The 26,266-nt window shown below is 43.8% G+C and carries 20 protein-coding genes and 5 tRNA genes; 2 read left to right on the top strand and 23 right to left on the bottom strand.

The window, feature by feature from the left end; all coding sequences use genetic code 11:
• Positions 1-77: 77 nt before the first annotated feature.
• Genes ABNE31_RS07255 through ABNE31_RS07245 form a run of 3 tightly spaced genes read right to left on the bottom strand, consistent with a single transcriptional unit; the run spans position 78 to position 6,383 of the window.
• Positions 78-2,027 (bottom strand): OmpA family protein, encoded by a 1,950-nt coding sequence (locus ABNE31_RS07255; protein ID WP_349352877.1) that lies wholly within the window; start codon positions 2,025-2,027, stop codon positions 78-80.
• Between the two features lie 11 nt (positions 2,028-2,038).
• Positions 2,039-2,986: a type IX secretion system membrane protein PorP/SprF gene (locus tag ABNE31_RS07250; protein WP_349352876.1), complete on the bottom strand. Its 948-nt coding sequence runs from the start codon at positions 2,984-2,986 to the stop codon at positions 2,039-2,041.
• Positions 2,987-2,999: 13 nt separating this feature from the next.
• Positions 3,000-6,383 carry a gliding motility-associated C-terminal domain-containing protein gene (locus tag ABNE31_RS07245; RefSeq protein WP_349352875.1) on the bottom strand — a complete coding sequence of 1,128 codons (3,384 nt, stop codon included), beginning with the start codon at positions 6,381-6,383 and terminating at the stop codon, positions 3,000-3,002.
• 397 nt (positions 6,384-6,780) lie between these two features.
• Here ABNE31_RS07245 and ABNE31_RS07240 point away from each other — a divergent pair, with 397 nt between their 5' ends.
• Both ABNE31_RS07240 and ABNE31_RS07235 read left to right on the top strand, forming a co-directional pair.
• Complete coding sequence (locus ABNE31_RS07240; RefSeq protein WP_179385065.1) at positions 6,781-8,370, top strand: peptide chain release factor 3; 1,590 nt, start codon at positions 6,781-6,783, stop codon at positions 8,368-8,370.
• 107 nt (positions 8,371-8,477) lie between these two features.
• Entirely contained in the window at positions 8,478-8,909 is a 432-nt protein-coding gene (locus tag ABNE31_RS07235) for a hypothetical protein (protein ID WP_349352874.1), read from the top strand.
• 24 nt (positions 8,910-8,933) lie between these two features.
• On the opposite strand, the gene ABNE31_RS07230 is transcribed toward ABNE31_RS07235, so the two are convergent.
• From ABNE31_RS07230 to ABNE31_RS07135, 20 genes are all read right to left on the bottom strand, one after another.
• Positions 8,934-9,245, bottom strand: a complete 312-nt coding sequence (locus ABNE31_RS07230; protein ID WP_293283651.1) for a DUF3467 domain-containing protein — start codon at positions 9,243-9,245, stop codon at positions 8,934-8,936.
• A gap of 49 nt (positions 9,246-9,294) precedes the next feature.
• Entirely contained in the window at positions 9,295-13,593 is a 4,299-nt protein-coding gene (rpoC, locus tag ABNE31_RS07225; RefSeq protein ID WP_306013478.1) for a DNA-directed RNA polymerase subunit beta', read from the bottom strand.
• Positions 13,594-13,633: 40 nt separating this feature from the next.
• Entirely contained in the window at positions 13,634-17,443 is a 3,810-nt protein-coding gene (gene rpoB / locus ABNE31_RS07220; protein ID WP_179385069.1) for a DNA-directed RNA polymerase subunit beta, read from the bottom strand.
• 128 nt (positions 17,444-17,571) lie between these two features.
• A complete protein-coding gene (gene rplL, locus ABNE31_RS07215; protein ID WP_127140995.1) occupies positions 17,572-17,952 on the bottom strand; it encodes a 50S ribosomal protein L7/L12 in 381 nt (126 codons plus the stop codon).
• Positions 17,953-18,007: 55 nt separating this feature from the next.
• The gene (rplJ, locus tag ABNE31_RS07210; protein WP_179385070.1) at positions 18,008-18,526 is read right to left on the bottom strand and encodes a 50S ribosomal protein L10; all 519 of its coding nucleotides are present in this window, start codon (positions 18,524-18,526) and stop codon (positions 18,008-18,010) included.
• Positions 18,527-18,549: 23 nt separating this feature from the next.
• Complete coding sequence (rplA, locus tag ABNE31_RS07205; RefSeq protein WP_127140997.1) at positions 18,550-19,242, bottom strand: 50S ribosomal protein L1; 693 nt, start codon at positions 19,240-19,242, stop codon at positions 18,550-18,552.
• Between the two features lie 20 nt (positions 19,243-19,262).
• Positions 19,263-19,700, bottom strand: a complete 438-nt coding sequence (gene rplK / locus ABNE31_RS07200) for a 50S ribosomal protein L11 (protein WP_127140998.1) — start codon at positions 19,698-19,700, stop codon at positions 19,263-19,265.
• A gap of 67 nt (positions 19,701-19,767) precedes the next feature.
• Positions 19,768-20,319 carry a transcription termination/antitermination protein NusG gene (gene nusG, locus ABNE31_RS07195; protein ID WP_127140999.1) on the bottom strand — a complete coding sequence of 184 codons (552 nt, stop codon included), beginning with the start codon at positions 20,317-20,319 and terminating at the stop codon, positions 19,768-19,770.
• 12 nt (positions 20,320-20,331) lie between these two features.
• On the bottom strand, positions 20,332-20,520 hold the full coding sequence (gene secE / locus ABNE31_RS07190; RefSeq protein ID WP_100817505.1) for a preprotein translocase subunit SecE: 189 nt from the start codon (positions 20,518-20,520) through the stop codon (positions 20,332-20,334).
• A gap of 93 nt (positions 20,521-20,613) precedes the next feature.
• Positions 20,614-20,686 (bottom strand) — tRNA-Trp (locus ABNE31_RS07185).
• A 71-nt stretch (positions 20,687-20,757) separates the two neighbouring features.
• Complete coding sequence (gene tuf, locus ABNE31_RS07180; RefSeq protein WP_349352873.1) at positions 20,758-21,945, bottom strand: elongation factor Tu; 1,188 nt, start codon at positions 21,943-21,945, stop codon at positions 20,758-20,760.
• A gap of 48 nt (positions 21,946-21,993) precedes the next feature.
• A tRNA-Thr gene (locus ABNE31_RS07175) sits at positions 21,994-22,065 on the bottom strand.
• A 90-nt stretch (positions 22,066-22,155) separates the two neighbouring features.
• Positions 22,156-22,228 (bottom strand) — tRNA-Gly (locus ABNE31_RS07170).
• Positions 22,229-22,306: 78 nt separating this feature from the next.
• A tRNA-Tyr gene (locus tag ABNE31_RS07165) sits at positions 22,307-22,389 on the bottom strand.
• 22 nt (positions 22,390-22,411) lie between these two features.
• Positions 22,412-22,485 (bottom strand) — tRNA-Thr (locus ABNE31_RS07160).
• A gap of 101 nt (positions 22,486-22,586) precedes the next feature.
• Positions 22,587-22,889, bottom strand: a complete 303-nt coding sequence (gene raiA, locus ABNE31_RS07155; RefSeq protein ID WP_179385072.1) for a ribosome-associated translation inhibitor RaiA — start codon at positions 22,887-22,889, stop codon at positions 22,587-22,589.
• Between the two features lie 54 nt (positions 22,890-22,943).
• Positions 22,944-23,834 (bottom strand): tyrosine-type recombinase/integrase, encoded by an 891-nt coding sequence (locus ABNE31_RS07150; protein WP_349352872.1) that lies wholly within the window; start codon positions 23,832-23,834, stop codon positions 22,944-22,946.
• 98 nt (positions 23,835-23,932) lie between these two features.
• Positions 23,933-24,127 (bottom strand): 30S ribosomal protein S21, encoded by a 195-nt coding sequence (gene rpsU, locus ABNE31_RS07145; RefSeq protein ID WP_090299076.1) that lies wholly within the window; start codon positions 24,125-24,127, stop codon positions 23,933-23,935.
• Positions 24,128-24,218: 91 nt separating this feature from the next.
• On the bottom strand, positions 24,219-25,388 hold the full coding sequence (locus tag ABNE31_RS07140) for an acyl-CoA dehydrogenase family protein (RefSeq protein ID WP_349352871.1): 1,170 nt from the start codon (positions 25,386-25,388) through the stop codon (positions 24,219-24,221).
• Between the two features lie 10 nt (positions 25,389-25,398).
• Positions 25,399-26,253: a helix-hairpin-helix domain-containing protein gene (locus ABNE31_RS07135; protein WP_349352870.1), complete on the bottom strand. Its 855-nt coding sequence runs from the start codon at positions 26,251-26,253 to the stop codon at positions 25,399-25,401.
• Positions 26,254-26,266 lie beyond the last annotated feature (13 nt).

Genomic DNA, 26,266 nt, shown 5'->3' with positions numbered 1-26,266 from the left:
TTCATTTTTCTTCATTTTTGAGCAAAAAAAAACGACCCCAAAAAGGAGTCGCTTTACATTATAAAAATGAACCAGATCTATTCAAATATGATGAACTCGGATCTACGGTTTAATTGATGTTGTTCTTCTGAACATGGTATGCCGTTAATGCAATCATTTACCAATCTGATCTCTCCAAATCCTTCACCTTCCAGCCTATCTGGGGCAATACCCTTCGATATCATGTAGTTAACAGTGGATTCGGCCCGTTTTTGGGACAACCAAAGGTTGTAGGCATCAACTCCCCGGCTATCGGTATGGGAGTTTACCTTGATTTTTAAACTTGGATATTTCTCCATGGCCACGATTACCTTTTGAATCTCAATCTCCGCATCGGGTCGTATATCGTACTTGTTGAGGTCGAAGTAGATGGTGCTCAATTGCAGCAATTTGGCCAAGTCGTCACCAAAACCTCCTGTCACCAAATCGCGCTCCAGATAAAAATCAACAATCCTTGGCTTTCCGTCAGATATGGGCAGATATTCTTCTGCCGGAACGTAACCGTCCCTTGATGCCCTAACAAAATTTCCTTTGGAACAATCGAGCATCAGTATGTAGTTTCCATCAGAATCGGTAATGGTCGATGAAATCTCATTATTTTCTTCGTCAATTATCTTAACAGTGGCACCGGCCAACACTTCATTGGAAATACGATCTCTAACGGTACCTGTGACTTCTTGGATACAGTCCAGAGTAAGTGGTTCGGTCTCCACGAATTCATAGATGTCGTCGCCTCCCATACCTCCTTCGCGGTTAGATGCGAAGTATCCTGTTTTGTCGTTTGCCCTGTAAATGAACGAAAAATCATCTTTGGGCGAGTTTACCGGCCTTCCTACGTTGACTACTGGCTGTGAATAATCGTTATAGGTGATTTTTGTGGCAAATACATCCAATCCTCCCAATCCTTGATGCCCATCCGAAGAAAAATATAGTACTCCTTCTTCCGTAATATATGGAAAAGTCTCCCTTCCAATGGTATTGACGTTACTTCCCAGGTTTTGGATAGGACCATAGGTTCCATCCCCTATGATTTCGGTGACAAATATATCGGATGCCCCTAGGCTCCCTGTCATATCGGAAACAAAGTAGAGCTTCTTTTCGTCTGGACTGAGCATGGGGTGCGCCACGGAATAGGAATCACTGTTAAAGGGGAGCTCTACGATATTGGTCCATTCACCATCAACATACTCGGCACTATAGATTTTAAGACGAATTATTCCTTCTTCATCCTTTTTCCTTCGACCGTCGAAAAAGTTGTTCCGAGTAAAATACATGGTCGTGCCATCTTTGGTTACCACAGATGTGGATTCATGCAAACGGGTGTTTACGTCCCCTTCCAATTTCATCACCTTCCCTTGGGAAGCGCTATCGGCATCCACCTTATATAAATCCAAAAAGTCACTGGCGTTCCAGGTATGACGATATCTGGCAAAGTTTCCTGTATCCCTGTCCGATGCAAAAATGAGCCCCTTCTCGTAATAGGCCGCAGCAAAATCGGAATATGCACTGTTGTAAGGAAATGGTTTTATATCGTATCTACCTGAATTTTCTTCGATCTTGGCCATATAATCCACATCAAAATCCACCATGGCAGCGGTCAACTCCCTAAAGTTTTCCATAACCCTGTTCGATTCTTCATAATTCCCAATGGACTTTAAACTCTGCGCATAACGGAAGATATCCTCCACGGACATGTCGTTCGGATAGCTTTTCTCCAACTTACCGTAGGTGTCGGCAGCTTCTTGATACTTTGCATTGAAATAGTAGGAATTACCCAGTTTTTTTAAAAGGTCGGACGAAGAATAGCCCCTGTCCAACACTTTTTTGTAGATATCGATGGCCGGACTAAAGGAATATTGTTGATAGCGCTCATCGGCCCTTTCCACAATCCGTTCAATTTGCTTATCGGGAATACTGTCCTGTTGCGCTGTTGCCTTTTGAAAGCATCCGTAAATGATTATCGATACTATGAGTATTCTTTTCAGCATGCTGTACTATATTAAAAGAATCTTGGTGATATGGTCCTTTGGAACGATTTCAACAATTCCAAGCGGAGAAATAATTCAAACGATCCATCGTTGAACTGTGTCCCACCCAATTCGGTGGTTTCACGGTCGTATGCCAATCCCAACATAATCTGGTCCGTTACCTGAAAACCTACCAACCCACTTACTGCTGCATCCCAGCGGTATGCTGCACCAAAACTAAATTTGTTTGCAAAAAGGAAGCTGGCGGACAAATCAACCTGCAATGGAGCACCGGATACTGCCTTGGTAAGGAGTGCAGGTTTAAATTGAAGGTCCGCCCCAATATCAAACACATATCCTGTTATCAAATAAATATTCATACGCTCTGCGGACAAAAAGTTGACCCCGTCACCTGAATTATCATTATCAAAATATTCCGATTCCAGTACATTGGGAGCGGATAGGCCTGCATAGAATTTATCCGTGTGATAATACACCCCAAGACCAAAATTCGGCGTAAACCTATTGTCTATGTTGTTCTGGTTGACCACTTCTTGATCAAAGTTCCGGAGTCCATTAAAGTCAAGACTGAGCATATTTCCTCCAGCCTTTAATCCAAAGGATAATTTGGCATCCATGGCCAAATCAATGGTATAGGAAACAACGGCATCCAAATAGGTTTCCTGCACTACACCGTCACCTATATTATCGTTTACGATGGAAACCCCATAACCCAATCGGCTGTTACGAATTGGTGAGTGAAGGTTAATGGTAAAGGTTTCGGGAGCGCCGTCCAAGCCCACCCATTGCGAACGGTACAGGCCTGCAAAACTGAGCTGACCCCGTGATCCTGCATAGGCTGGATTAACACTCAACGTATTGTACATGTATTGCGTGTACTGGGCATCTTGCTGGGCATTTACTCCCGAAGCCATGATACCCACAAACAATAATGTGGCGAATAAATATTTTTTAGTCATGCTATACATAAGGTTATCTGCTCAAATAAATGTATTCTGAGTCCGTGAAGCTTCCTTGCTCTGTCTCATAATTGAAAATATAGAAATAAATACCCGCTGGAAGGTAATCATTTACACTTATTGCCGACTTGCCACGCACACGGCCATCGAAAACATTGTTGATGTTGTCGTAATTGTTCGCTTCAAAAACCATGGTTCCCCAACGGTTGAAAATCTTGATGGTACTTGATTTGATATACTCCGTACCTCGAATGAACAGGAAGTCGTTTTTCAAATCGCCGTTTGGTGTCAACATTTGGTTCACTTCAATGGCTTCAACAACCACCTGAACCGTTGCCGTATCGCAATTATCGGGATTGCCAGCTTCGCAGATGGTGTACTCGATGGTATAGGTTCCGGGCTGTGTTCCAGAACTTACCGTTACACTACCGTCTTCATTTACCGTGAGTTGATTGGTAGGTGTAGAACTCAATATAACATCACTCAAGGACACAGGTGCATCATTCAGGGTGTCATTCAACAACACATTACTGTTGGGAATAAGTCCTCCTCCTATTCCTGCGTTATAGCTATCGTCCACTGCATCGATTACATTATCTTCTCCTTGGAGCACTTCCACTGTCACTATAGCTGTATCACAATTATCCACATCCATAATATCGCAAATGGTGTAACCAATGGTATAGGTGCCTGGCATAGTGCCCGGAACAACACTCACGCTTCCATCTTCGTTCACCATAAGGGCTTCGGTAGGGGTCGAAGTCAATATTACATCCATTAGGGTAGCAACGGATTCGTTGACGGTATCGTTGGAAAGCACGTTGCTTCCGGAAATCACTCCTTCTTGTTCAGAAGTTGCCATATAGGTATCGTCCACGGCGTCAATCATGTTTGCACTTCCTTGCATTACCTGAACCGTTACGGTAGCGGTATCACAATTATCCACATTTAATACATCACAAATGGTATAATTGATGGTGTAGGTTCCGGCCATTATACCAGGATTCACACTTACCGTTCCATCCTCGTTTATGGTAAGTTCGTCCGTAGGTGTTGAGGTCAATATGACATCTGCAAGGGTCAGTAGCTCTCCGTTCAAGGTATCGTTGGACAACACGTTGCTATCGGCTATGACGCCATCTTGACCTACTGTTGCAGAATACACATCATCCACAGCATTAATCACATTTGGTGTTCCTTGGACTACTTCCACGGTTACCGTTGCTGTGTCGCAATTGGTGGCATCCGATGTATCACAGATCGTATATTCAATAGTATAATTCCCCGTAGGAGTTCCAGAGGCTATACTTACCGTTCCATCCTCGTTTATGGTAAGTTCGTCCGTAGGTGTCGAGGTCAATATGACATCTGCAAGGGTCAGTAGCTCTCCGTTCAAGGTATCGTTGGACAACACGTTGCTATCGGCTATGACGCCATCTTGACCTACTGTTGCAGAATACACATCGTCCACGGCATCCAGCGTATTGGCACCGACTTCAATAAAAATAGTCGCCGAGGCACACACATTGGGATCCAGCAACACATTACAGACCTGATAATCAATCGTAACGGTTGAATTGGACTCGGCCAAAGTGGGCAAGTAGTTCACAAATCCTGTCTCGGCATCAAAAGTTACGGTTCCTGCCGCATTACCTCCAAGTCTTAATAGACTGGTAACACCTAAATTGATCTCATCGGCATTGGGAAGGAAATCATCATTTTCCAAAATATTGATGGCCACCTCGGTCAAGGCCGGAGTTGAACCGAAGTCATCGTTTGCAGTTGCGGTCAGTGGGTCTGGATCGTTTCCATTGGGGTTCCCGTCCCCATCACAATCCAATGCATTCCAATCTGCCGACTGGGGCAAAGTGATGCTATCGGGATTATAGCTACATGAATCCAGCGGATCGGTGCCGTCGTTCTTTTCGTCTTCGTTGGTTACTCCGTCACCATCACAATCCGAAGCGTTCCAAGTGGAATCAGGAGTTACAGTTTGGCTATCCAGAACGAAATCACAGGCGTCTTGAGGGTCGGTACCGTCCTCTTCCTCATCACCATTAGTGACACCATCGCCATCGCAATCAGCTGTCAAATAATCGCCAGTCTGTGGCAAAGTGATGCTATCGGGATTATAGCTACATGGATCCAGAGGATCGGTGCCGTCGTTCTTCTCGTCTTCGTTGGTTACTCCGTCACCATCACAGTCCGAAGCGTTCCAAGCGGAATCAGGAGTTACAGTTTGGCTATCGAGCACAAAGTCACAGGCGTCTTGAGGGTCGGTACCATCCTCTTCCTCATCACCATTGGTGACACCATCGCCATCGCAATCAGCTGTCAAATAATCGCCAGTCTGTGGCAAAGTGATGCTATCGGGATCGTAACTGCATGGATCTAGTGGATCGGTGCCATCATTCTTTTCATCTTCGTTGGTCACTCCGTCACCATCACAATCGTCTTTTTTCCATGCTTCGCTTGGTGAACAATCTTGATGCTCCAAAACAAAATCACAAGGGTCCAAGGGGTCTGTTCCATCCTCCTTTTCTTTACCGTTGCTTACGCCATCGCCGTCACAATCGTCCTTTTTCCATGCTTCGCTTGGTGAACAATCTTGATGCTCCAAAACAAAATCACAAGGGTCCAAGGGGTCTGTACCATCCTCCTTTTCTTTACCATTGCTTACGCCATCACCATCACAATCGTCCTTTTTCCATGACTCTGAGATGGAACAATCTTGATGCTCCAAAACAAAATCACAAGGGTCCAAGGGGTCTGTACCATCCTGCTTTTCTTTGCCGTTGCTTACCCCATCACCGTCGCAGTCGTCTTTTTTCCATGCCTCTGAGATGGAACAATCTTGGTGCTCCAAAACAAAATCGCAAGGGTCCAAGGGGTCTGTACCATCCTGCTTTTCTTTGCCGTTGCTTACCCCATCACCGTCGCAGTCGTCTTTTTTCCATGCCTCTGAGATGGAACAATCTTGGTGCTCCAAAACAAAATCGCAAGGGTCCAAAGGATTTGTACCATCCAGTTTTTCTTTGCCGTTGCTCACCCCATCACCGTCGCAGTCGTCCTTTTTCCATGCCTCAGATGGTTCACAATCCTGATTTTCCAATATGAAATCACAGGGATCATCAGGGTCTGTTCCATCTTTTCGTTCTTGTTCGCAAGTTACCCCATCGCCATCACAGTCTTCGGTGTTAAGGGTTACTGCCAAGGGGTTCCACATGGGTATCGTCGATAACTTGGTCGACTCACCGGCTGAATGGTCTGCTGTTGGATTTGTATGTAAAGGTGCAACACCAAAGGAAGAAGTGAGCCCAAAGACCAACATGGCCATTGACACCTTGGCTATTTGAACCAAGTGACTCCTTAATCCCAACAAAGTAATGTTCTCCATAAATGATAAGTTTTGGTCAACTGATCACCATGGCAACAAGTGGTTCTCGTAAGCTGTAAGAAAATTGGGGTTTTCTTAATTATGTTCTTCTATCTGGCCTGTTTCGACACATATCTACACAAACAAGTCACATAATTAACTCATTTGTGTTTTACCTCCTATTTTAATCGATAAAAGGCGATTTCATCATCATTATTTACCTCATCTGCCTGTTTTCCAAATGGATAAACCCAACACCAATGGCCAGCAACAGAAAAACGGCCGAAAAATACTTCTCTTTTTCTTGATGGCTAGCGTATTTCCCGTATTTTTTTCCTTTTATATCAACAATTCCGAATCATCCCGAAAATGAGCGGGAAACCATATAAATCCATTATTTTTGCCGAAATTTTTGTTGATGGAATTTGAAAAGGAAATAGCGAAGCGAAGAACTTTTGGTATTATCTCCCACCCCGATGCCGGTAAAACTACTTTGACCGAAAAGTTGCTTTTATTCGGTGGTGCCATTCAAGAGGCCGGAGCCGTTAAAAGCAATAAAATCAAAAAATCGGCCACAAGTGACTTCATGGAAATCGAGCGCCAGAGAGGTATTTCGGTGGCTACTTCTGTTTTAGCATTTATCTACAAAGACAAAAAAATCAATATCCTGGATACCCCCGGACACAAAGATTTTGCAGAGGATACCTTTCGCACACTAACTGCGGTGGATAGCGTAATCGTTGTGATTGATGTGGCCAAAGGGGTGGAGGAGCAAACCGAAAAACTGGTCGAGGTTTGCCGGATGCGTAATATTCCCATGATTGTTTTCATCAACAAATTGGATCGCGAGGGTAAAGATGCATTCGACCTTTTGGACGAAGTGGAACAAAAGCTTGGCCTCACGGTTACGCCATTGAGTTTTCCCATTGGGATGGGCTACGATTTTAAGGGTATCTACAACATCTACGAAAAAAACATCAACCTATTCAGCGGGAACAGCAAAAAAAATATTGAGGAAACCATCGCTTTTGACGACCTCAACAATCCAGAATTGGAAAAAATCATCGGTACCAAAGCCGCTGAGGAACTTCGTGGCAACTTGGAACTTGTGGAGGGAGTATATCCCGAATTTGACAAAGAAGCTTATTTGAAGAGTGAATTACAGCCTGTATTTTTTGGCTCGGCCTTAAATAATTTTGGGGTAAGGGAACTGTTGGACTGCTTTGTAAATATTGCCCCCTCTCCGCGTCCCAAAAAAGCTGAGGAGCGCTTGGTGCAGGCCAACGAAAAGGATTTTTCGGGCTTTGTATTTAAGATCCATGCCAACATGGACCCTAAACACCGGGACCGATTGGCTTTCGTGAAGATTGTATCGGGAACCTTTGAAAGAAACACTCCCTATTTGCATGTAAGACAAGGGAAAAAGTTGAAATTCTCGAGCCCCAATGCCTTTTTTGCCGAGAAAAAAGAAATTGTGGATGTTTCATACCCCGGGGATATTGTAGGACTCCACGATACGGGCAACTTTAAGATCGGGGATACCTTGACCAGTGGTGAAGAATTACATTATAAAGGTATACCAAGCTTCTCGCCAGAACACTTTAGGTACATCAACAATGCCGACCCCATGAAGGCCAAACAATTGTACAAAGGTATTGACCAGCTGATGGACGAAGGAGTAGCCCAGTTGTTTACCTTGGAAATGAATGGAAGAAAAGTAATCGGTACCGTTGGGGCCTTACAGTATGAGGTAATCCAATATCGTTTGGAGCACGAATATGGGGCCAAATGTACCTATGAAAACTTTCCCGTACACAAAGCCTGTTGGGTAGAACCCGAAGATGAGAAAAGTGAAGAGTTCCAAGAATTTAAGCGAGTAAAACAGAAGTTTTTGGCCACTGACAAAAAAGGGCAGCTGGTATTTTTGGCAGATTCTCCGTTTTCCTTGCAAATGACCCAACAAAAATACCCTTCCGTAAAACTGCACTATACTTCGGAATTCGAATAGTCTTCCCACGGTTGACACACCCGTAGACCACTGTAGACGAATTGGTTGCACTCACCATGTAAGTTTTTTTCGTACCTTGATTTGAGTAACCAATAAATAATCAAATTATGAATACATCGGTAAAACCGCCTGTTTGGTTTTGGGTGGTAAGTGTTATTGCACTCTTATGGAATCTACTGGGAGTGATGAACTACCTTAAACAGGCTTTTAATCAAGTTGCCCTAATGGAAGCCATGGACCAAGCGCAACGTGAGGTATTTGAAGGAATTCCTGCATGGGCCACTGCCGCCTTTGCCATTGCAGTTTTTTCTGGAACCTTGGCATCCATCGGTCTTTTAGTACGAAAAAAATGGGCACGTCCGCTTTTTATCGTCTCCTTGGTAGCCGTTGTGATACAATTTGCACATTGGCTATTTATTTCCAATGCCGTGGAAGCGTTTGGGCCGTCTACCTATGGCATGCCAATAGTGGTCGTCCTTATAGGCATCTACTTGATTTTCTTTGCTAAAAAGGGAATTGAGAAGGGCTGGTTAAAATAAAAAAGGCCCCTAAACGGGGCTTTTCTATGCTTCACCAGTAGGGCCAAAATTTAATGGAATGGCCGGCTGTTCGTAATCCTGTATGGTGCCGTGTGTCTTTTCAAAACGGCTTACATTATCATTGAGTGCCTTTAGCAGCTTTTTGGCATGCTGGGGCGTCAAAATAATCCTGCTCTTTACTTTCGCCTTGGGAGCGCCGGGCATCAAGCTAATAAAATCCACAACGAACTCCGATACGGAATGGTTGATGATGGCCAGATTGGAATAGGTCCCCTCTGCCGTTTTCTCATCCAACTCTATATTGATCTGCTTTTGTTTTTTCTTGTCTTCCGCCATAATGTCTTAAAAGAAAAACCCCGGCCTTTCGGCCAGGGTTTGTTGTTATTTAGAATTTGAATTCCTCTTTTCGGGCCATGATTTCATCGTACTCCTCTTTGGAACCTACAATGATGCTATCATAATCCCTCATACCGGTACCGGCAGGAATCTTATGTCCTACAATCACATTCTCTTTCAATCCTTCCAAGCTATCCACTTTACCGCTTACAGCAGCTTCGTTTAATACTTTAGTGGTTTCCTGGAACGATGCTGCAGAGATGAATGACTTAGTCTGCAACGACGCTCTTGTGATACCTTGCAAGATAGGTGTTGCAGTGGCTGCAACCGCATCTCTTGCCGTTACCAAGGTCTTGTCCTCTCTTCTTAGAATCGAGTTCTCGTCCCTTAGTTCACGTACGGTCAAGATCTGTCCTGGTTTCAATCGTTCTGAATCACCTGCATCCTCAACAACTTTTTTACCGAAAATCTCATCGTTCTCGTTGATAAAGTCGTCTTTGTGCACCAATTGATTCTCCAAGAAAATAGTATCTCCTGGATCTTCGATTTTCACCTTTCTCATCATTTGTCTTACAACAACCTCAAAGTGCTTATCGTTGATTTTCACACCTTGTAAACGGTATACTTCCTGTACTTCGTTCACCAAGTATTGCTGTACCGCAGATGGTCCTTTAATGGCCAAAATATCTTCTGGTGTAATGGAACCATCGGACAATGGCATACCTGCACGTACGTAGTCATTCTCCTGAACCAAAATTTGGTTGGACAATTTGACCAAGTACTTTTTGATATCGCCTGTCTTGGACTCGATAATGATTTCACGGTTACCTCGCTTAATCTTACCGAAGGATACCACACCATCAATTTCGGATACCACTGCCGGGTTGGATGGGTTACGGGCTTCGAAAAGCTCGGTTACCCTTGGAAGACCACCGGTAATATCCCCTGCCTTGGCAGATTTACGTGGGATTTTCACCAAAATCTTACCTTCCTTCACCTTTTCACCGTCATCGATCATCAAGTGGGAACCTACTGGTAGGTTGTAGGATCGCAATGTTTCACCTTTACCATCTTTGATCAACAAGGTTGGAATCAACTTCTTGTTTCTGGTCTCGGAAATTACCTTTTCTTGGAAACCGGTTTGTTCATCGATTTCAACTTGGTACGTAACCCCTTGCTCGATATTCTCGTAAGCGATTTCACCAGAGAACTCGGAAACGATGACACCGTTATAAGGATCCCATTCACAAATCACAGTTCCTTTGGTTATCTTCTCACCATTCTTGATGTACAATTGAGAACCATAAGGAATGTTATTAGTACTTAGGGTAATTCCAGTTTTTGGATCTACGATTTTCACTTCAGAAGTACGGGAAATCACGATGTTGGTTTTGCTTCCATCGCTACCCTGACCTTCTACAACACGCAAGTCCTCGATTTCGGCGATACCGTCGAATTTGGATTCCAACTTGTTGTCCTCAGAAATGTTACCTGCAATACCACCCACGTGGAAGGTACGCAAGGTCAACTGTGTACCAGGCTCTCCAATAGATTGTGCAGCAACCACACCAACGGCCTCACCTCTTTGTACCATTTTGTTGGTCGCAAGGTTTCTACCGTAACACTTGGCACAGATACCTTGAGCTGCCTCACAGGTCAACGGTGAGCGTACTTCTATCTTTTCAATTGGAGCTGCCTCAACCCTTTTCACATCGACCTCGTTGATTTCTTGGCCTGCTCTTAGGATCAATTCTTCGGTCAATGGGTTGTACACATCATGCAACGATACCCTACCCAAGATTCTTTCACCCAAGGTTTCAACAATCTCCTCATTTTTCTTCAATGGTTCTACCTCGATACCTCTCAAGGTTCCACAATCCTCGCTATTCACGATTACGTCTTGTGAAACGTCCACCAAACGTCTGGTCAAGTAACCCGCATCCGCTGTTTTCAAAGCGGTATCCGCAAGACCTTTACGCGCACCGTGGGTAGAGATAAAGTATTCCAAAATCGACAATCCTTCCTTAAAGTTGGAAAGAATCGGGTTTTCGATAATTTCACCACCACCTGCAGTAGATTTTTTCGGTTTGGCCATCAATCCACGCATACCGGTCAACTGGCGAATCTGCTCTTTGGACCCCCTCGCACCGGAATCCAACATCATATACACAGAGTTGAATCCTTGCTTGTCCTCACGAATTCGCTTCATGGCCAATTCGGTCAACATGGCATTGGTGGATGTCCAAACGTCGATTACCTGGTTGTAACGTTCGTTATTGGTGATAAGACCCATGTTATAGTTCATCATAATGCCATCGACTTGCTCGTTGGCATCGGCGATCATCTCCTGCTTTTCGGCTGGAATGATGATATCCCCCAAACTAAAGGATAGACCACCTTTGAAGGCGAAATCGTATCCCATGGCCTTGATTTTATCCAAGAATTCAGCAGTGGTAGGTACATCGGTCACCGCAAGAATATCCCCAATAATGTTCCTTAGGGCTTTCTTGTTCAACACTTGGTTGATGAATCCTGCTTGTTCTGGCACTACGGTGTTGAACAAGACACGACCCACAGTGGTTTCGATGATTTTGTACACCAACTCACCTTCTTCGTTAAAGTCCTTGGCCCTTACCTTAATACCCGCATTAAGCGATACTTTTTTCTCGTTGAAGGCAATTTCCACTTCCTCGGAAGAATAGAAGGTCAAGCCTTCACCTGCAACAGGCTCCTCCTCGGTGGACTTTTTCTCTTTGGTCATATAGTACAATCCCAAAACCATATCCTGCGATGGTACGGTAATCGGAGAACCGTTGGCAGGGTTAAGGATGTTCTGCGAAGCCAACATCAACAGTTGTGCTTCCAAAATGGCCTCTGGCCCCAATGGCAAGTGAACTGCCATCTGATCCCCATCAAAATCCGCGTTGAATGCGGTACACGCCAAGGGGTGCAAACGAATCGCCTTACCTTCGATAAGTTTAGGCTGGAACGCTTGGATACCCAATCGGTGCAATGTGGGGGCACGGTTCAATAGTACCGGGTGTCCTTTTAGGACGTTTTCAAGAATATCCCAAACTACAGGCTCTTTCTTGTCGATAATCTTTTTGGCAGATTTAACGGTCTTTACAATACCACGCTCGATCAACTTACGGATGATGAACGGTTTGTAAAGTTCGGCTGCCATATCTTTTGGAAGACCACATTCGTACAATTTCAATTCCGGTCCAACGACGATTACGGAACGAGCGGAGTAATCCACACGTTTACCCAACAAGTTTTGACGGAAACGACCTTGCTTACCTTTCAAAGAATCGGAAAGGGATTTTAACGGTCTGTTCGATTCTGTTTTTACCGCAGATGCTTTTCTGGTGTTATCGAAAAGGGAATCCACCGCTTCCTGAAGCATACGTTTTTCGTTCCTCAAGATCACTTCTGGTGCCTTGATTTCCATCAAACGCTTCAAACGGTTGTTACGGATGATTACCCTTCGGTACAAATCGTTCAAATCGGATGTGGCAAAACGACCACCATCCAACGGCACCAACGGACGCAATTCTGGTGGAATCACAGGAATCACTTTCATGATCATCCACTCTGGGTTATTCTCCCTGTTTCCTTGTGATTCACGCAAAGCCTCTACCACTTGAAGACGCTTCAAGGCCTCAGTCTTACGCTGCTTTGATGTTTCTGTGTTTGCCTTGTGACGAAGTTCGTAGGACAATTGTTCCAAATCGATTCTGGATAATAGGTCTATCAAACATTCGGCACCCATTTTGGCGATGAACTTATTGGGGTCGGTATCCTCCAAGTATTGGTTCTCTGTAGGAAGCGTTTCCAAAATGTTCAAATACTCCTCTTCGGTCAAGAAATCCATTTTGTGGATTTCGTCACCTTCAGGTCCTTTGGCAATACCTGGCTGGATGACCACATACCTTTCGTAGTAAATGATCATGTCCAACTTTTTGGATGGCAATCCCAAAAGGTACCCTATTTTGTTGGGCAGCGAACGGAAGTACCAGATGTGCGCTACGGGAACCACAAGGTTAATGTGGCCCACACGGTCCCTACGTACCTTTTTCTCCGTCACTTCAACACCACAACGGTCACAAACGATACCACGATAACGGATTCTCTTGTACTTACCGCAAGCACACTCATAATCCTTTACAGGACCAAAGATACGCTCGCAGAACAATCCATCACGCTCTGGTTTGTGCGTTCTGTAGTTAATGGTTTCGGGTTTCAACACTTCCCCACGGGACTCGGCCAAAATTGACTCTGGAGAGGCCAATCCTATGGAAATCTTGTTGAACCTTTTTTGTGCGTTATTATCTTTTATTCTAGCCATAACAATATGGTGATGATATAATTAATGTAATGATAGTATTCTACTCTTCCAAACGGATATCCAAGCCCAAACCTTTAAGTTCGTGCATCAATACGTTGAAAGATTCTGGCAATCCAGGTTCTGGCATGGTCTCACCTTTTACGATGGTCTCGTAGGTCTTGGCCCTTCCGATTACATCATCCGACTTAACGGTCAATATCTCCCTAAGGGTAGATGATGCGCCGTAGGCTTCCAATGCCCAAACTTCCATCTCTCCAAAACGTTGACCACCGAACTGTGCCTTACCACCCAATGGTTGCTGTGTGATCAAGGAGTATGGTCCAATCGATCTTGCGTGCATCTTATCGTCCACCATGTGGCCCAATTTCAGCATGTAGATCACACCTACGGTTGCACGTTGGTCAAAACGCTGACCTGTTCCACCGTCATACAGATAGGTATGTCCAAATCTTGGAACACCGGCTTCATCGGTAAGCTTGTTGATCTCGTCCAGCGAAGCTCCGTCGAAAATTGGTGTCGCATATTTCTGACCCAACTTCAATCCGGCCCAACCCAATACGGTTTCGTAGATCTGACCGATGTTCATCCTTGAAGGTACACCAAGTGGGTTCAATACAATGTCCACTGGGGTTCCATCTTCCAAGAACGGCATATCCTCTTGACGCACGATACGTGCAACGATACCTTTGTTACCGTGACGACCCGCCATTTTATCACCAACTTTTAGCTTACGCTTTTTGGCGATGTACACCTTGGCCAACTTCATGATACCTGCAGGAAGCTCATCCCCTACGGATATGGTAAACTTGTCCCTTCTCAGGTTACCTTGAATATCGTTCAATTTGATTTTGTAGTTGTGCAACAGATCGGCCACCAATGCATTGGTCTTGTCGTCCGTTGTCCAGCTACCTCCTACCAAGTGAGCGAAATCATCTACGGCGTTCAACATTTTGATGGTGTATTTCTTTCCTTTTGGAAGTACTTCTTCACCCAAATCGTTGATGACGCCTTGTGATGTTTTCCCGCTGATCAATCCGAACAACTTCTCGATCAATACATCTTTCAGTTGTTGGAATTTCACTTCGTAGTCCATCTCCAATCTTGCAATGGCTTCTTTGTCTTCAGAACGCTTTCTCTTGTCCTTAATGGAACGTGAGAACAATTTCTTGTCGATTACCACACCTCTCAAGGATGGAGAAGCTTTCAATGAAGCGTCTTTTACGTCACCTGCCTTGTCACCAAAGATGGCACGCAATAGTTTTTCTTCCGGTGTTGGATCGGATTCTCCTTTTGGAGTAATCTTACCGATCAGAATGTCACCAGGCTTCACTTCGGCACCGATACGGATCATACCGTACTCGTCCAAATCCTTGGTAGCCTCTTCGGAAACGTTTGGAATATCGTTGGTCAACTCCTCCGCACCCAATTTGGTATCCCTTACTTCCAAGGAATACTCATCGATATGGATGGAGGTAAAGATATCCTCACGTACCACTTTTTCGGAAATCACGATCGCATCCTCAAAGTTGTATCCTTTCCAAGGCATAAAGGCAACCTTCATGTTTCTACCCAAGGCCAATTCACCTTTTTCGGTAGCGTAACCTTCGCAAAGCACCTGACCTTTTTTCACCTTGTCGCCTTTCTTCACAATAGGCTTCAAGTTGATACTGGTCCCTTGGTTTGTTTTTCTAAACTTCACCAATTGGTAGGTCTTCGAGTCTTCGTCGAAACTTACCAAGCGCTCTTCGTCGGTCCTATCATATTTTATGGTAATCTTCTGTGAATCCACATATTCCACGACCCCGTCTCCTTCGGCATTGATTAATACCCTGGAATCGGTAGCTACCTGTCTTTCAAGACCCGTACCCACGATTGGAGATTCTGGTCTCAACAATGGTACGGCTTGGCGCATCATGTTCGATCCCATCAAGGCACGGTTCGCATCATCGTGCTCCAAGAATGGAATCAAGGAAGCCGAAATGGATGCAATCTGATTCGGGGCAACGTCGGTATATTTTACCTCTGTTGGGTCCACCACTGGGAAATCCCCTTCTTCACGTGCGATTACTTTTTCTCTTTCAATGGTGCCATCATCTCCTAATGGAATGTTGGCTTGGGCAATCTTCATTCCCTCTTCCTCCTCTGCACTTAGATAGATGTGGTTTTTGGTATCCACTTTTCCATCTTCCACTTTTCGGTAAGGGGTTTCCAAGAAGCCCATATTGTTCACCTTGGCAAATACGGACAAGGAAGAGATCAAACCAATGTTCGGTCCTTCAGGTGTCTCGATCGGACACAATCTTCCGTAATGGGTGTAGTGAACGTCACGCACCTCGAAACCAGCTCTTTCTCGGGAAAGACCTCCCGGCCCTAGTGCGGACAATCTTCTTTTGTGTGTAATCTCGGCCAACGGGTTGGTCTGGTCCATGAACTGGGACAACTGGTTGGTACCGAAGAAAGAGTTGATCACGGATGACAAGGTCTTCGCGTTGATCAAATCAATCGGGGTAAACACCTCGTTGTCACGTACGTTCATACGCTCACGGATGGTACGCGCCATACGCGCCAAACCTACGCCGAACTGCTGGGACAATTGTTCCCCAACGGTTCTTACACGACGGTTGGACAAGTGATCGATATCATCAATCTCCGCTTTGGAGTTGATCAACTCGATCAAATATTTAATGATGGTGATGATATCTTCCTTGGTCAACACTTGTTTGTCCATTCCGATATCCAATCCCAACTTCTTGTTCATTCGGTAACGACCTACTTCACCAAGATTGTAACGTTGGTCGGAGAAGAACAATTTGTCGATAATACCACGAGCGGTCTCCTCATCTGGCGGCTCGGCATTACGCAATTGTCGGTAAATGTGCTCTACCGCTTCCTTTTCGGAGTTGGTAGGATCCTTTTGCAAGGTGTTGTGGATAATGGCATAGTCGGATTGCGCATTGTTCTCCTTGTGAAGCAAAATGGTCTTCACATCGGCATCAATGATCTCATCGATATGCTCTTTTTCCAAAATGGTATCACGATCCAATACAATTTCGTTTCTTTCGATGGAAACCACTTCTCCTGTATCCTCGTCCACGAAATCCTCATGCCAAGTGTTCAACACCCTAGCGGCCAGTTTACGGCCCAATACTTTTTTGAGCCCGCTCTTGGAAACTTTTACTTCTTCCGAAAGGTCGAAGATTTCCAAAATGTCCTTGTCCCTTTCAAAACCGATGGCTCGGAACAATGTGGTTACGGGCAACTTTTTCTTCCTATCGATGTAGGCGTACATCACCGAGTTGATATCGGTGGCAAATTCGATCCAAGATCCTTTGAACGGGATTACCCTGGCCGAATACAATTTTGTTCCATTTGCGTGGAAAGATTGTCCAAAGAAAACCCCTGGAGATCTGTGCAACTGGGATACTACAACACGTTCCGCACCGTTGATTACAAAGGTTCCACTTGGCGTCATGTAAGGGATGGTACCCAAGTACACATCCTGTACGATGGTCTCGAAATCTTCGTGTTCTGGATCGGTACAGTACAATTTTAGACGCGCCTTGAGAGGAACGCTATAGGTGAGTCCACGCTCGATACATTCTTGGATGGAGTATCTTGGCGGATCAATGAAGTAATCCAAAAACTCAAGTACGAACTGGTTTCTGGTATCGGTGATTGGAAAATTCTCCATGAAGGTGTTGTAGAGACCTTCGTTTCCTCTTTCGTCAGATTTAGTTTCAAGCTGGAAAAAGTCTTGGAACGATTTTATCTGAATGTCCAAGAAATCCGGGTATTCCGGTATGTTCTTAGCGGATGCGAAATTAACTCTTTCAATAGTGTTTGTGAACATCTATGGACAAATTTTGATCGTGAATACTATGTGGGTTCGTGTACGGCTTTATACACTCCTTATATAAATAGGCTAAGGTCTAACCAAAAAATGGAAAGACCTTAACCAAGTTCTAATGGGAAAAGCGATTATTTAAGCTCAACTTCTGCTCCTGCTTCTTCCAATGATTTTTTGATACCTTCTGCTTCGTCTTTGGAAATACCTTCCTTAACAGCTTTTGGTGCGCTGTCTACGATGTCCTTAGCTTCTTTCAAACCAAGACCGGTCAATTCCTTAACCAATTTTACAACTGCCAATTTAGAACCACCAGCAGCGGTAAGGATTACATCGAATTCAGTTTTTTCCTCAGCAGCTTCTTCACCTCCACCAGCGGCAGCACCACCAGCAACGGCTACTGCAGCAGCAGCAGGCTCGATACCATATTCTTCTTTTAAAATGTCGGCCAACTCATTTACTTCTTTTACCGTAAGGTTTACCAACTGTTCTGCAAAATCTTTCAAATCTGCCATTTTTCTATCGTTTAATAAAAATGTTTAAAAATATACTTAGTTTATTGTGCGCGAATTATTCTCTTTCAGATAGGGTTTTAAGGATACCTGCCAATTTACCACCTCCGGACTTAAGACCAGAAATAACGTTCTTGGCGGGAGATTGCAACAATCCGATGATATCCCCGATAACTTCCTCTTTGGACTTGATTTCAACAAGTGCATCAAGGTAATTATCCCCGATGTAGATGGCCTCTTCAATGAAGGCGCCTTTCAATACGGGCTTATCTGATTTTTTTCTAAAGTTCTTGATAAGTTTCGCAGGTGCGTTCCCGGTTTCGGACAACATCAAAGATGTATTGCCTTTCAATACTTCGGGAAGTTCACCAAATTCCTTATCAGAAGCTTCCATTGCTTTTGCAAGCAAGGTGTTCTTTACGACCGCAAGCTTAATGTTCGCCTTAAAACACGCCCTTCTTAAGTTGGAGGTGTCCACGGCATTCAATCCTGATATATCCGCCAAATAAATATTTGGGTTATCAGCCAACTGTGCAGTCAAGTCTTTTATTACTGTTGCTTTTTCTTCTCTTGTCATAGTTAAAAAAATTGAACTACCAGTTATTGAACTGCTTTTGGATCTAATTGAACACTAGGACTCATGGTACTGGACAAGTAAATACTCTTCATGTACACACCTTTTGCAGCAGAAGGCTTCATTTTGATAAGGGTGTCGATCAACTCCCTTGCATTTCCTGCGATTTTGTCCGCAGAGAATGAAGCTTTTCCGATTGCAGCGTGTACAATTCCGGTTTTGTCCACTTTAAAGTCTATCTTACCGGCCTTTACATCAGATACTGCTTTTGCAACATCCATGGTTACTGTTCCGGTCTTTGGATTGGGCATTAAGCCCCTTGGTCCCAAAATTCTACCTAGTGGTCCCAATTTACCCATAACGCTTGGCATGGTGATGATGACATCAACATCGGTCCAACCGTTTTTGATTTTCTCCAAATATTCGTCCAATCCTACAAAGTCAGCACCAGCTTCTTTGGCCTCTGCTTCTTTGTCTGGAGTCACCAATGCCAAAACTTTTACGTCCTTACCTGTTCCGTGGGGAAGGGTAACAACACCACGCACCATTTGGTTGGCTTTTCTTGGGTCTACGCCCAAACGAACTGCCAAATCAATGGAAGCGTCAAATTTTACATTGGTTATTTCTTTTACTAAAGCTGATGCCTCTTCCAATGTATAGAGCTTGTTCTTGTCTATCTTGGCATGGGCCTCTTTCTGCTTTTTAGTCAATTTTGCCATTTCTTAATTGCTTTCAGATTTTAAAAAGGTCTAGTTCCGGCTATTTTCAGACCCATAGATCTTGCAGTACCTGCAACCATACTCATTGCAGACTCCACGGTAAAGGCATTCAAATCCGCCATTTTATCTTCGGCGATTGCTTTTACTTGATCCCAGGTTACCGAACCATTCTTAACCCTGTTAGGTTCTCCCGATCCTTTTTTAATCTTGGCTGCTTCCATCAATTGAACTGCCGCAGGTGGTGTTTTTACAACAAACTCGAAAGATTTGTCTTTGTAAACGGTGATAACAACAGGTAAAACTTTACCCTGTTTGTCCTGTGTACGCGCATTAAACTGCTTACAGAACTCCATGATGTTAACACCAGCAGCACCTAAGGCGGGTCCAACCGGTGGCGATGGGTTCGCAGCACCTCCCCTAACTTGTAATTTAACTACCTTATCTACTTCTTTTGCCATTGTTTCTAATTAAATTTAAAGTGTGTCAATTGGAAGCAACACAGCTTTATATATGTAACAGCTCTTGTTATACTTTTTCTACTTGCATATAGCTGAGCTCCAATGGTGTCTTTCTTCCGAAAATCTTCACCATTACCTCTAGCTTACGCTTTTCCTCGTTGATTTTTTCCACGGTTCCATTGAATCCGTTGAAAGGTCCATCGATTACCTTGACCGTTTCGCCCAATACAAATGGGATTGCAACATTGTCCGTATTCACGGCCAATTCATCCACCTTACCAAGCATACGGTTTACTTCTGACTTTCTTAGCGGAATGGGGTCACCTCCTTTAACTTCTCCCAAAAAACCGATAACATTGGTTATGGAACGAATAATGTGGACCATTTCACCGCCAAGATTGGCCTTGATCATGATATATCCTGGAAAGTAAACCCGTTCTTTGTTGATTTTCTTTCCATTTCTGATCTGAACAACTTTTTCGGTAGGTACCAGAACTTCATCAAGATAGTCGCCAAAACCGGCGCGCTCTACCTCGCTTTCAATATAGCCCTTGATCTTGTTCTCTTGACCACTGACCGCTCTTACTACATACCATTTTTTCTCCAGAACCTCAGACATATCGACCGATCTTTACCCTATTAATTTTTCAAAATACAATGTGATCAAATTACTGAACAAGGAATCCACGCCCCAAGTTGCCAAAGCAAACAAGATGGAAAATACAGCTACGATTACCATAAGGTTTGAGGCTTTACCTCTTTCCAACCAGGTAACATTGTTCTTTAATTCTTCAAATGATTCCTTTATGTAAGTGACCATGATTTATGTATTTTGTACTTGCATGCTTCGACTGTGCTCAGCACAGGCTCCGGAGAGCTGTTTACCTTATCATGCTAATGTCTTTAACTTTTGCACGGGAGGAGAGACTCGAACTCCCGACACCTGGTTTTGGAGACCAGTGCTCTACCAACTGAGCTACACCCGTTTATATTTACACTGAAAGGTATCCCGAAGAAATCGGGACACCCTTGAGTGCAATTTTATAGTAATCGAATCTTAATCTAGAATCTCGGTAACCTGACCAGCACCTACTGTTCTACCACCTTCACGGATAGCGAAACGTAGACCTACGCTCAATGCGATAGGCTGAATCAAATCAACAGTGATTGTCAAGTTATCTCCAGGCATTACCATTTCAACACCATCAGGCAAGTTAATGTTACCTGTTACGTCAGTTGTACGAACGTAGAACTGAGGACGGTAGTTGTTGTGGAATGGAGTGTGACGTCCACCTTCTTCTTTTTTCAAGATATACACCTCTGCTTTGAATTTAGCGTGAGGCTTAACAGAGCCTGGCTTACAGATTACCATTCCTCTTTTGATATCGGATTTCTCGATACCCCTCAAAAGAAGACCTACGTTATCTCCAGCTTCTCCTCTATCCAAAATCTTACGGAACATCTCAACACCAGTAATGGTAGAAGACAATTTCTCAGCACCCATACCAATGATATCTACAGGGTCACCTGTGTTGGCAACACCAGTTTCGATACGACCAGTTGCTACGGTACCACGACCAGTAATGGTGAATACATCTTCGATTGGCATAAGGAATGGCTTATCAACCTCACGTGTTGGCTCCTCGATCCAAGAATCAACAGCCTCCATCAATTCCATTACAGTATCAACCCATTTTTGCTCTCCGTTCAAAGCACCAAGTGCAGAACCAGAGATTACAGGTCCGTTGTCACCATCGTACTCATAGAAAGAAAGCAATTCCCTTACTTCCATTTCAACAAGCTCCAATAGCTCCTCATCGTCCACCATGTCAACTTTGTTCAAGAAAACAACGATACGTGGAATACCTACCTGACGACCCAAAAGGATGTGCTCACGAGTTTGTGGCATTGGACCATCTGTTGCGGCAACCACCAAAATAGCACCGTCCATTTGGGCAGCACCTGTAACCATGTTCTTTACGTAATCCGCGTGACCAGGACAGTCAACGTGAGCGTAGTGACGGTTAGCAGTTTGGTACTCAACGTGTGAAGTGTTGATAGTAATACCTCTTTCTTTTTCTTCTGGCGCGTTGTCGATGGAGTCAAAGCTTCTAAGCTCAGACAAACCAGCGTTTGCCAATACAGTGGTAATAGCAGCAGTCAATGTTGTTTTACCGTGATCCACGTGTCCAATGGTACCAATATTTAAGTGGGGTTTGGAACGATCAAAAGTTTCCTTTGCCATTTTAAAATAATTTTAATCTTAGTTTATATTAGTGTACAAATCGTTTTGAGCCAATGAGGGGATTTGAACCCCTGACCTCTTCCTTACCAAGGAAACGCTCTACCCCTGAGCTACACCGGCCTATGGGTTATCAGGTTTAGAGTTTAAAAGTTACAAGTCTAGCTCGTTAAAACTTCAACCTTCGTCTTGAAACCGCAGTTTCAAATTTAGAGCGGGAGACCGGGTTCGAACCGGCGACATTCAGCTTGGAAGGCTGACGCTCTACCAACTGAGCTACTCCCGCATTTTTTTGGGCCCAAACCCAAACATTCCATTATTTCAAAAAACCTTTTATCCCAATTGTTCCGACGAACAATCTTTGTGGGGGGAGCAGGATTCGAACCTGCGAAGGTAAAAACCAACAGATTTACAGTCTGTCCTCGTTGGCCGCTTGAGTATCCCCCCGCCTTATTTTCAGTAATTTACGAGCCGATAGAGGGACTCGAACCCACGACCTGCTGATTACAAATCAGCTGCTCTAGCCAGCTGAGCTATATCGGCATTTCACCGCTTTTTATTCACTAAAAAAGCCCGCTATTTCTAACGGACTGCAAATGTATATATTTATATTTTAATTCAAAATAAATTTTGAAAAATTTTCGTCAGGCGTTCGCCCTCATCTTTTCCTTCTTTTTCACCAATTGTCTTTCCAAGGAACTACAGGCGGAATCCACAGCCTCCTCAAAGGACTTGCATTGTTTTTTTACCATGATTTTATCCCTGGGGATGAACACCATGATTTCCACAATCTTATTTTCTTTTGCACTTGTGTTTTCCACTTTGAGATACACATCCGATTCAATGACCTTGTCATAGAACAATTCCATCTTGTCCATTCGCTTTTGGATAAAGTCAATGAGTTTACCATCAGCTGTAAAATTTACCGATTGTGCGTTTACTTTCATAAGACGACGTTTTTAGTACTGTCCGGGACAGTGAAGTTAAACAATACAAGAATGCTACTTCTTGTTTCTTGGATGGGCCTTCTGGTGTACCTTCTTGAGTTCGGCAATACTGTTGTGCGTGTACACTTGCGTAGATGCCAAACTTGAATGACCCAATAGTTCCTTTACGGAATTTAAATCTGCCCCCCTGTTCAGCAAGTGCGTTGCAAAGGTGTGCCTGAGTATGTGTGGACTCTTTTTTACCTTGGGGGACACCAAACTAAAATACTTATTTATAGTTCGATAAACAAGCGTTTCATAAATTTTAAGACCTTCTTTTGTTAAAAATAGATACTGCGAATCGACTACCTTTTCCAACTTGGAGCGTTCTTCCAAATAGCTCTTGATTTGCTCCACAGTAGAGGACAAGATGGGAACGATACGCTCTTTGTTCCGTTTGCCCAGCACTTTGAGCGCATTACCGGAAAAGTCAATATCCGTAACCCTTAAGTTCACAAGCTCAGCCCTTCGCATTCCCGTGGCATACAACAGTTCGATGATGAGCTTATCACGGATGCCTTCAAAATCATCTTCAAAAGGAATTTCGGAGAGTATGGTATCCATCTCCATTTCAGAAAACGGCACCTCTACCTTTTGACTGGTTTTAAGCGCCTTGTGCTTGACCAAGGGGGAGACGGTAATGTCACCGACCTTCAACAAAAAACGGTAGTAGGCCTGAAGTGACGAAATCTTCCTGTTGATACTCCTATTGTAAACTCCTTGCTCCGATAAATGAACGATCCAATTCCTGATCAAGGGGTAAGAAACAGTTGCGATATCCTGTTCATCATACTGCTCCTTGCAGAAGCCCGAAAAGCTTTTCAAATCCCTCTCGTACGCCTTGATGGTATGTTGGGAGTAGTTCTTCTCCAATCTCAAATAGGATATGAAAGCAGACAGCGACATATATCAAAGGTAACGATTCAATAATGTATAGATATAAAACGAAAAATCCCGTTCCAATATTGGAACGGGATGGATATATTTTTGTTGAAGCTGTAAGCCTATACTTCTTCTTGGTCCCTAAGACCTTGAATGTACTGTGCTTTTTGAATTTGCGCTCTACGCTCCACAGAAGGTTTGGTGAACTGCTGTCTTGATCTTAACTGACGCATGGTACCTGTTCTGTCGAACTTACGTTTGAAACGCTTCAAAGCTCTATCGATGTTTTCTCCTTCTTTTACTGGTATAATTAACATGGGCTACAACCTCCTTTCTTTAAAATTTTGGTCTGCAAATATACAAATGAAATTCAATGGGTAAAGAAATATTTTACTTTTTTGATTCTTCCTACACCATTCGCTTTTTGTACTCCTTTTTATCCACAATGATCTTGGCCAAAATTTCCCTCAAAATTTCCGAGGTACCTCCCCCGATGGGACCCAACCTACTGTCACGGCTCAAACGCGCCATCGGATAATCTTCGATGTAGCCATAACCGCCCAAAAACTGAAGACAATTATAAATGACCTCATCGGCCATTTTTGTGGATTTGAGCTTGGAAATGGTAGCCTCTTTCACCACATACGCACCCTTTTCCATTTGTGCTACGGTAGCGTAATTGAACTGTTTGCAAAGCAACATATCGGAATAAAGATCTACCAATCGATGGCGTAGTGCCTGGAATTGATCTATGGTTCTGCCAAAGGCCTCACGCTCGGACATGTATTGCAAAGCATAATCCAAGGCAAATTCCGCCCGGGCATGGGCATTTACGCCCATCACCAAACGCTCCAAGGCAAAAGCTTCCATGATGTAGGCAAAACCTTCGTTCTCCTCTCCCAATAGATTGGCGACCGGCACCTCTACATTGTCAAAAGCCAACTCTGCCGTATCTGAAGCACGCCAACCAAGCTTGTTCAGCTTGTTGGCAGAAACACCCTTGGCATTTCTGTCCATAATGAACATACTGATACCCTTATTTCCGGCATCCTTATCGGTTTTGGCAGCAAGTATGATGTAATCCCCATACACCCCGTTAGTGATGAAGGTTTTGGAACCGTTCACAATATAAACGTCCCCATTCTTCTCCGCAGTGGTTCGCATGGCTGCCACGTCGCTGCCCCCAAAAGGTTCAGAAACACCCAAACAACCAATTTTTTCGCCCAATACACTAGGCTCCAAATAAGCCCGTTTTTGCTCGTCGTTGGCCAATTTGTTCAAATAGGTCATGGCCAAGTACTGGTGGGCCCACATGGCCGCGGCAAAACCACCGGAATTTATTTTTTGTAATTCTTCGAGGAAAATAACAGTGTAAAAAAGGTCGAGGTCCAAACCGGAATACGACTCAGGGGTCATTAAACCAAAATACCCCATTTCGCCAAATTTGTTCCAAATAGCCCTATCTATCTTTCCGGTTTCCTCCCATTGTTCTATATGGGGAACTACTTCTTTCTGTAAAAAATCCTTTAAACTTTCGCGGAATAAGTTATGCTCTTCCGTGAAGTACATTTCGTTCATAGCAACTATTTTATAGAGACAAATATAACGCTATTCTATCTAGTTTTTCTGTTGGAAATCCGTCAACCTGACTTAAATCCCCAAACGATGCAAATAAACCATTTTTATCTCGATAGGCAACGATATTGAACGCCAAGGTCTTATTGATATAAACCAACTGGGACAACTCTTCCGAACTCGCTTTATTGACATTAATTTTTACCACAGTGGGAGGGTCTTGTACTTGAAATTTCCGTAAAGTCCTTTCCACTACTTCGGGCTGCAAACCGTACACATCGTACAATTGTTCGTTCACCAAAAAGCCGCCCAACCTATCCCTGAACTTTACAATTCTCTGGGATAAGGTGGCCCCAATACCATATATAGTTTCCAATTCCTCGGCTGTGGCCATGTTAAGGTCCTTGACTTGGGCCACAACAGGCTTTTCTGAAACCCGCTTTGATGTTGTTTTTGCCTTTCCTGCCCATTCCGGAAATTTGAAATAGGGTGCCATTTGATGCAAAAGGGAATCGGAGACTTGGGTAACTAGTTGAAATTCTTCCGCAGAATTCACAAAATTGCCCTCTTTTCTAAAAGCTGACAGTCTATCCCATTCGCTCGATGACAGCCCCAAGGTGTATGCCTTGTAATCGGAAATGTAATTCGGATTAAAAGGAAAAATCCTTTGGGATGCTTCAAACTGTTGGATTTTAAGGCTATCCAACTTGGACTGATCCACTGTATTCAGTACAAAATTATTTTTCAGGGGTGCTGGATTTGCTTTAACCAAATAATATACGCATTGAAGCAGAACCACTATCAGCAATAAAAAGAAAATCCCACTTCGTTCCTGTTTGTTGAACCTGAAGTGGGATTGTTTTCTCATTGTATGTTTATAC

It is taken from the genome of Flagellimonas sp. MMG031 (genome assembly GCF_040112705.1).
In the GTDB taxonomy this organism is placed as follows: domain Bacteria; phylum Bacteroidota; class Bacteroidia; order Flavobacteriales; family Flavobacteriaceae; genus Flagellimonas.
Note: the sequence above shows the minus strand (reverse complement) of the source record. Positions and strands in the feature narration are given on the sequence as shown.

What these genes read in the sequence shown, in the direction of transcription:
- ABNE31_RS07255 (WP_349352877.1), bottom strand. Translation starts at nt 2,027, where the DNA reads ATGCTGAAAAGAATACTCATAGTATCGATAATCATTTACGGATGCTTT.
- ABNE31_RS07250 (WP_349352876.1), bottom strand. Translation starts at nt 2,986, where the DNA reads ATGACTAAAAAATATTTATTCGCCACATTATTGTTTGTGGGTATCATG.
- ABNE31_RS07245 (WP_349352875.1), bottom strand. Translation starts at nt 6,383, where the DNA reads ATGGAGAACATTACTTTGTTGGGATTAAGGAGTCACTTGGTTCAAATA.
- ABNE31_RS07240 (WP_179385065.1), top strand. Translation starts at nt 6,781, where the DNA reads ATGGAATTTGAAAAGGAAATAGCGAAGCGAAGAACTTTTGGTATTATC.
- ABNE31_RS07235 (WP_349352874.1), top strand. Translation starts at nt 8,478, where the DNA reads ATGAATACATCGGTAAAACCGCCTGTTTGGTTTTGGGTGGTAAGTGTT.
- ABNE31_RS07230 (WP_293283651.1), bottom strand. Translation starts at nt 9,245, where the DNA reads ATGGCGGAAGACAAGAAAAAACAAAAGCAGATCAATATAGAGTTGGAT.
- rpoC (WP_306013478.1), bottom strand. Translation starts at nt 13,593, where the DNA reads ATGGCTAGAATAAAAGATAATAACGCACAAAAAAGGTTCAACAAGATT.
- rpoB (WP_179385069.1), bottom strand. Translation starts at nt 17,443, where the DNA reads ATGTTCACAAACACTATTGAAAGAGTTAATTTCGCATCCGCTAAGAAC.
- rplL (WP_127140995.1), bottom strand. Translation starts at nt 17,952, where the DNA reads ATGGCAGATTTGAAAGATTTTGCAGAACAGTTGGTAAACCTTACGGTA.
- rplJ (WP_179385070.1), bottom strand. Translation starts at nt 18,526, where the DNA reads ATGACAAGAGAAGAAAAAGCAACAGTAATAAAAGACTTGACTGCACAG.
- rplA (WP_127140997.1), bottom strand. Translation starts at nt 19,242, where the DNA reads ATGGCAAAATTGACTAAAAAGCAGAAAGAGGCCCATGCCAAGATAGAC.
- rplK (WP_127140998.1), bottom strand. Translation starts at nt 19,700, where the DNA reads ATGGCAAAAGAAGTAGATAAGGTAGTTAAATTACAAGTTAGGGGAGGT.
- nusG (WP_127140999.1), bottom strand. Translation starts at nt 20,319, where the DNA reads ATGTCTGAGGTTCTGGAGAAAAAATGGTATGTAGTAAGAGCGGTCAGT.
- secE (WP_100817505.1), bottom strand. Translation starts at nt 20,520, where the DNA reads ATGGTCACTTACATAAAGGAATCATTTGAAGAATTAAAGAACAATGTT.
- tuf (WP_349352873.1), bottom strand. Translation starts at nt 21,945, where the DNA reads ATGGCAAAGGAAACTTTTGATCGTTCCAAACCCCACTTAAATATTGGT.
- raiA (WP_179385072.1), bottom strand. Translation starts at nt 22,889, where the DNA reads ATGAAAGTAAACGCACAATCGGTAAATTTTACAGCTGATGGTAAACTC.
- ABNE31_RS07150 (WP_349352872.1), bottom strand. Translation starts at nt 23,834, where the DNA reads ATGTCGCTGTCTGCTTTCATATCCTATTTGAGATTGGAGAAGAACTAC.
- rpsU (WP_090299076.1), bottom strand. Translation starts at nt 24,127, where the DNA reads ATGTTAATTATACCAGTAAAAGAAGGAGAAAACATCGATAGAGCTTTG.
- ABNE31_RS07140 (WP_349352871.1), bottom strand. Translation starts at nt 25,388, where the DNA reads ATGAACGAAATGTACTTCACGGAAGAGCATAACTTATTCCGCGAAAGT.
- ABNE31_RS07135 (WP_349352870.1), bottom strand. Translation starts at nt 26,253, where the DNA reads ATGAGAAAACAATCCCACTTCAGGTTCAACAAACAGGAACGAAGTGGG.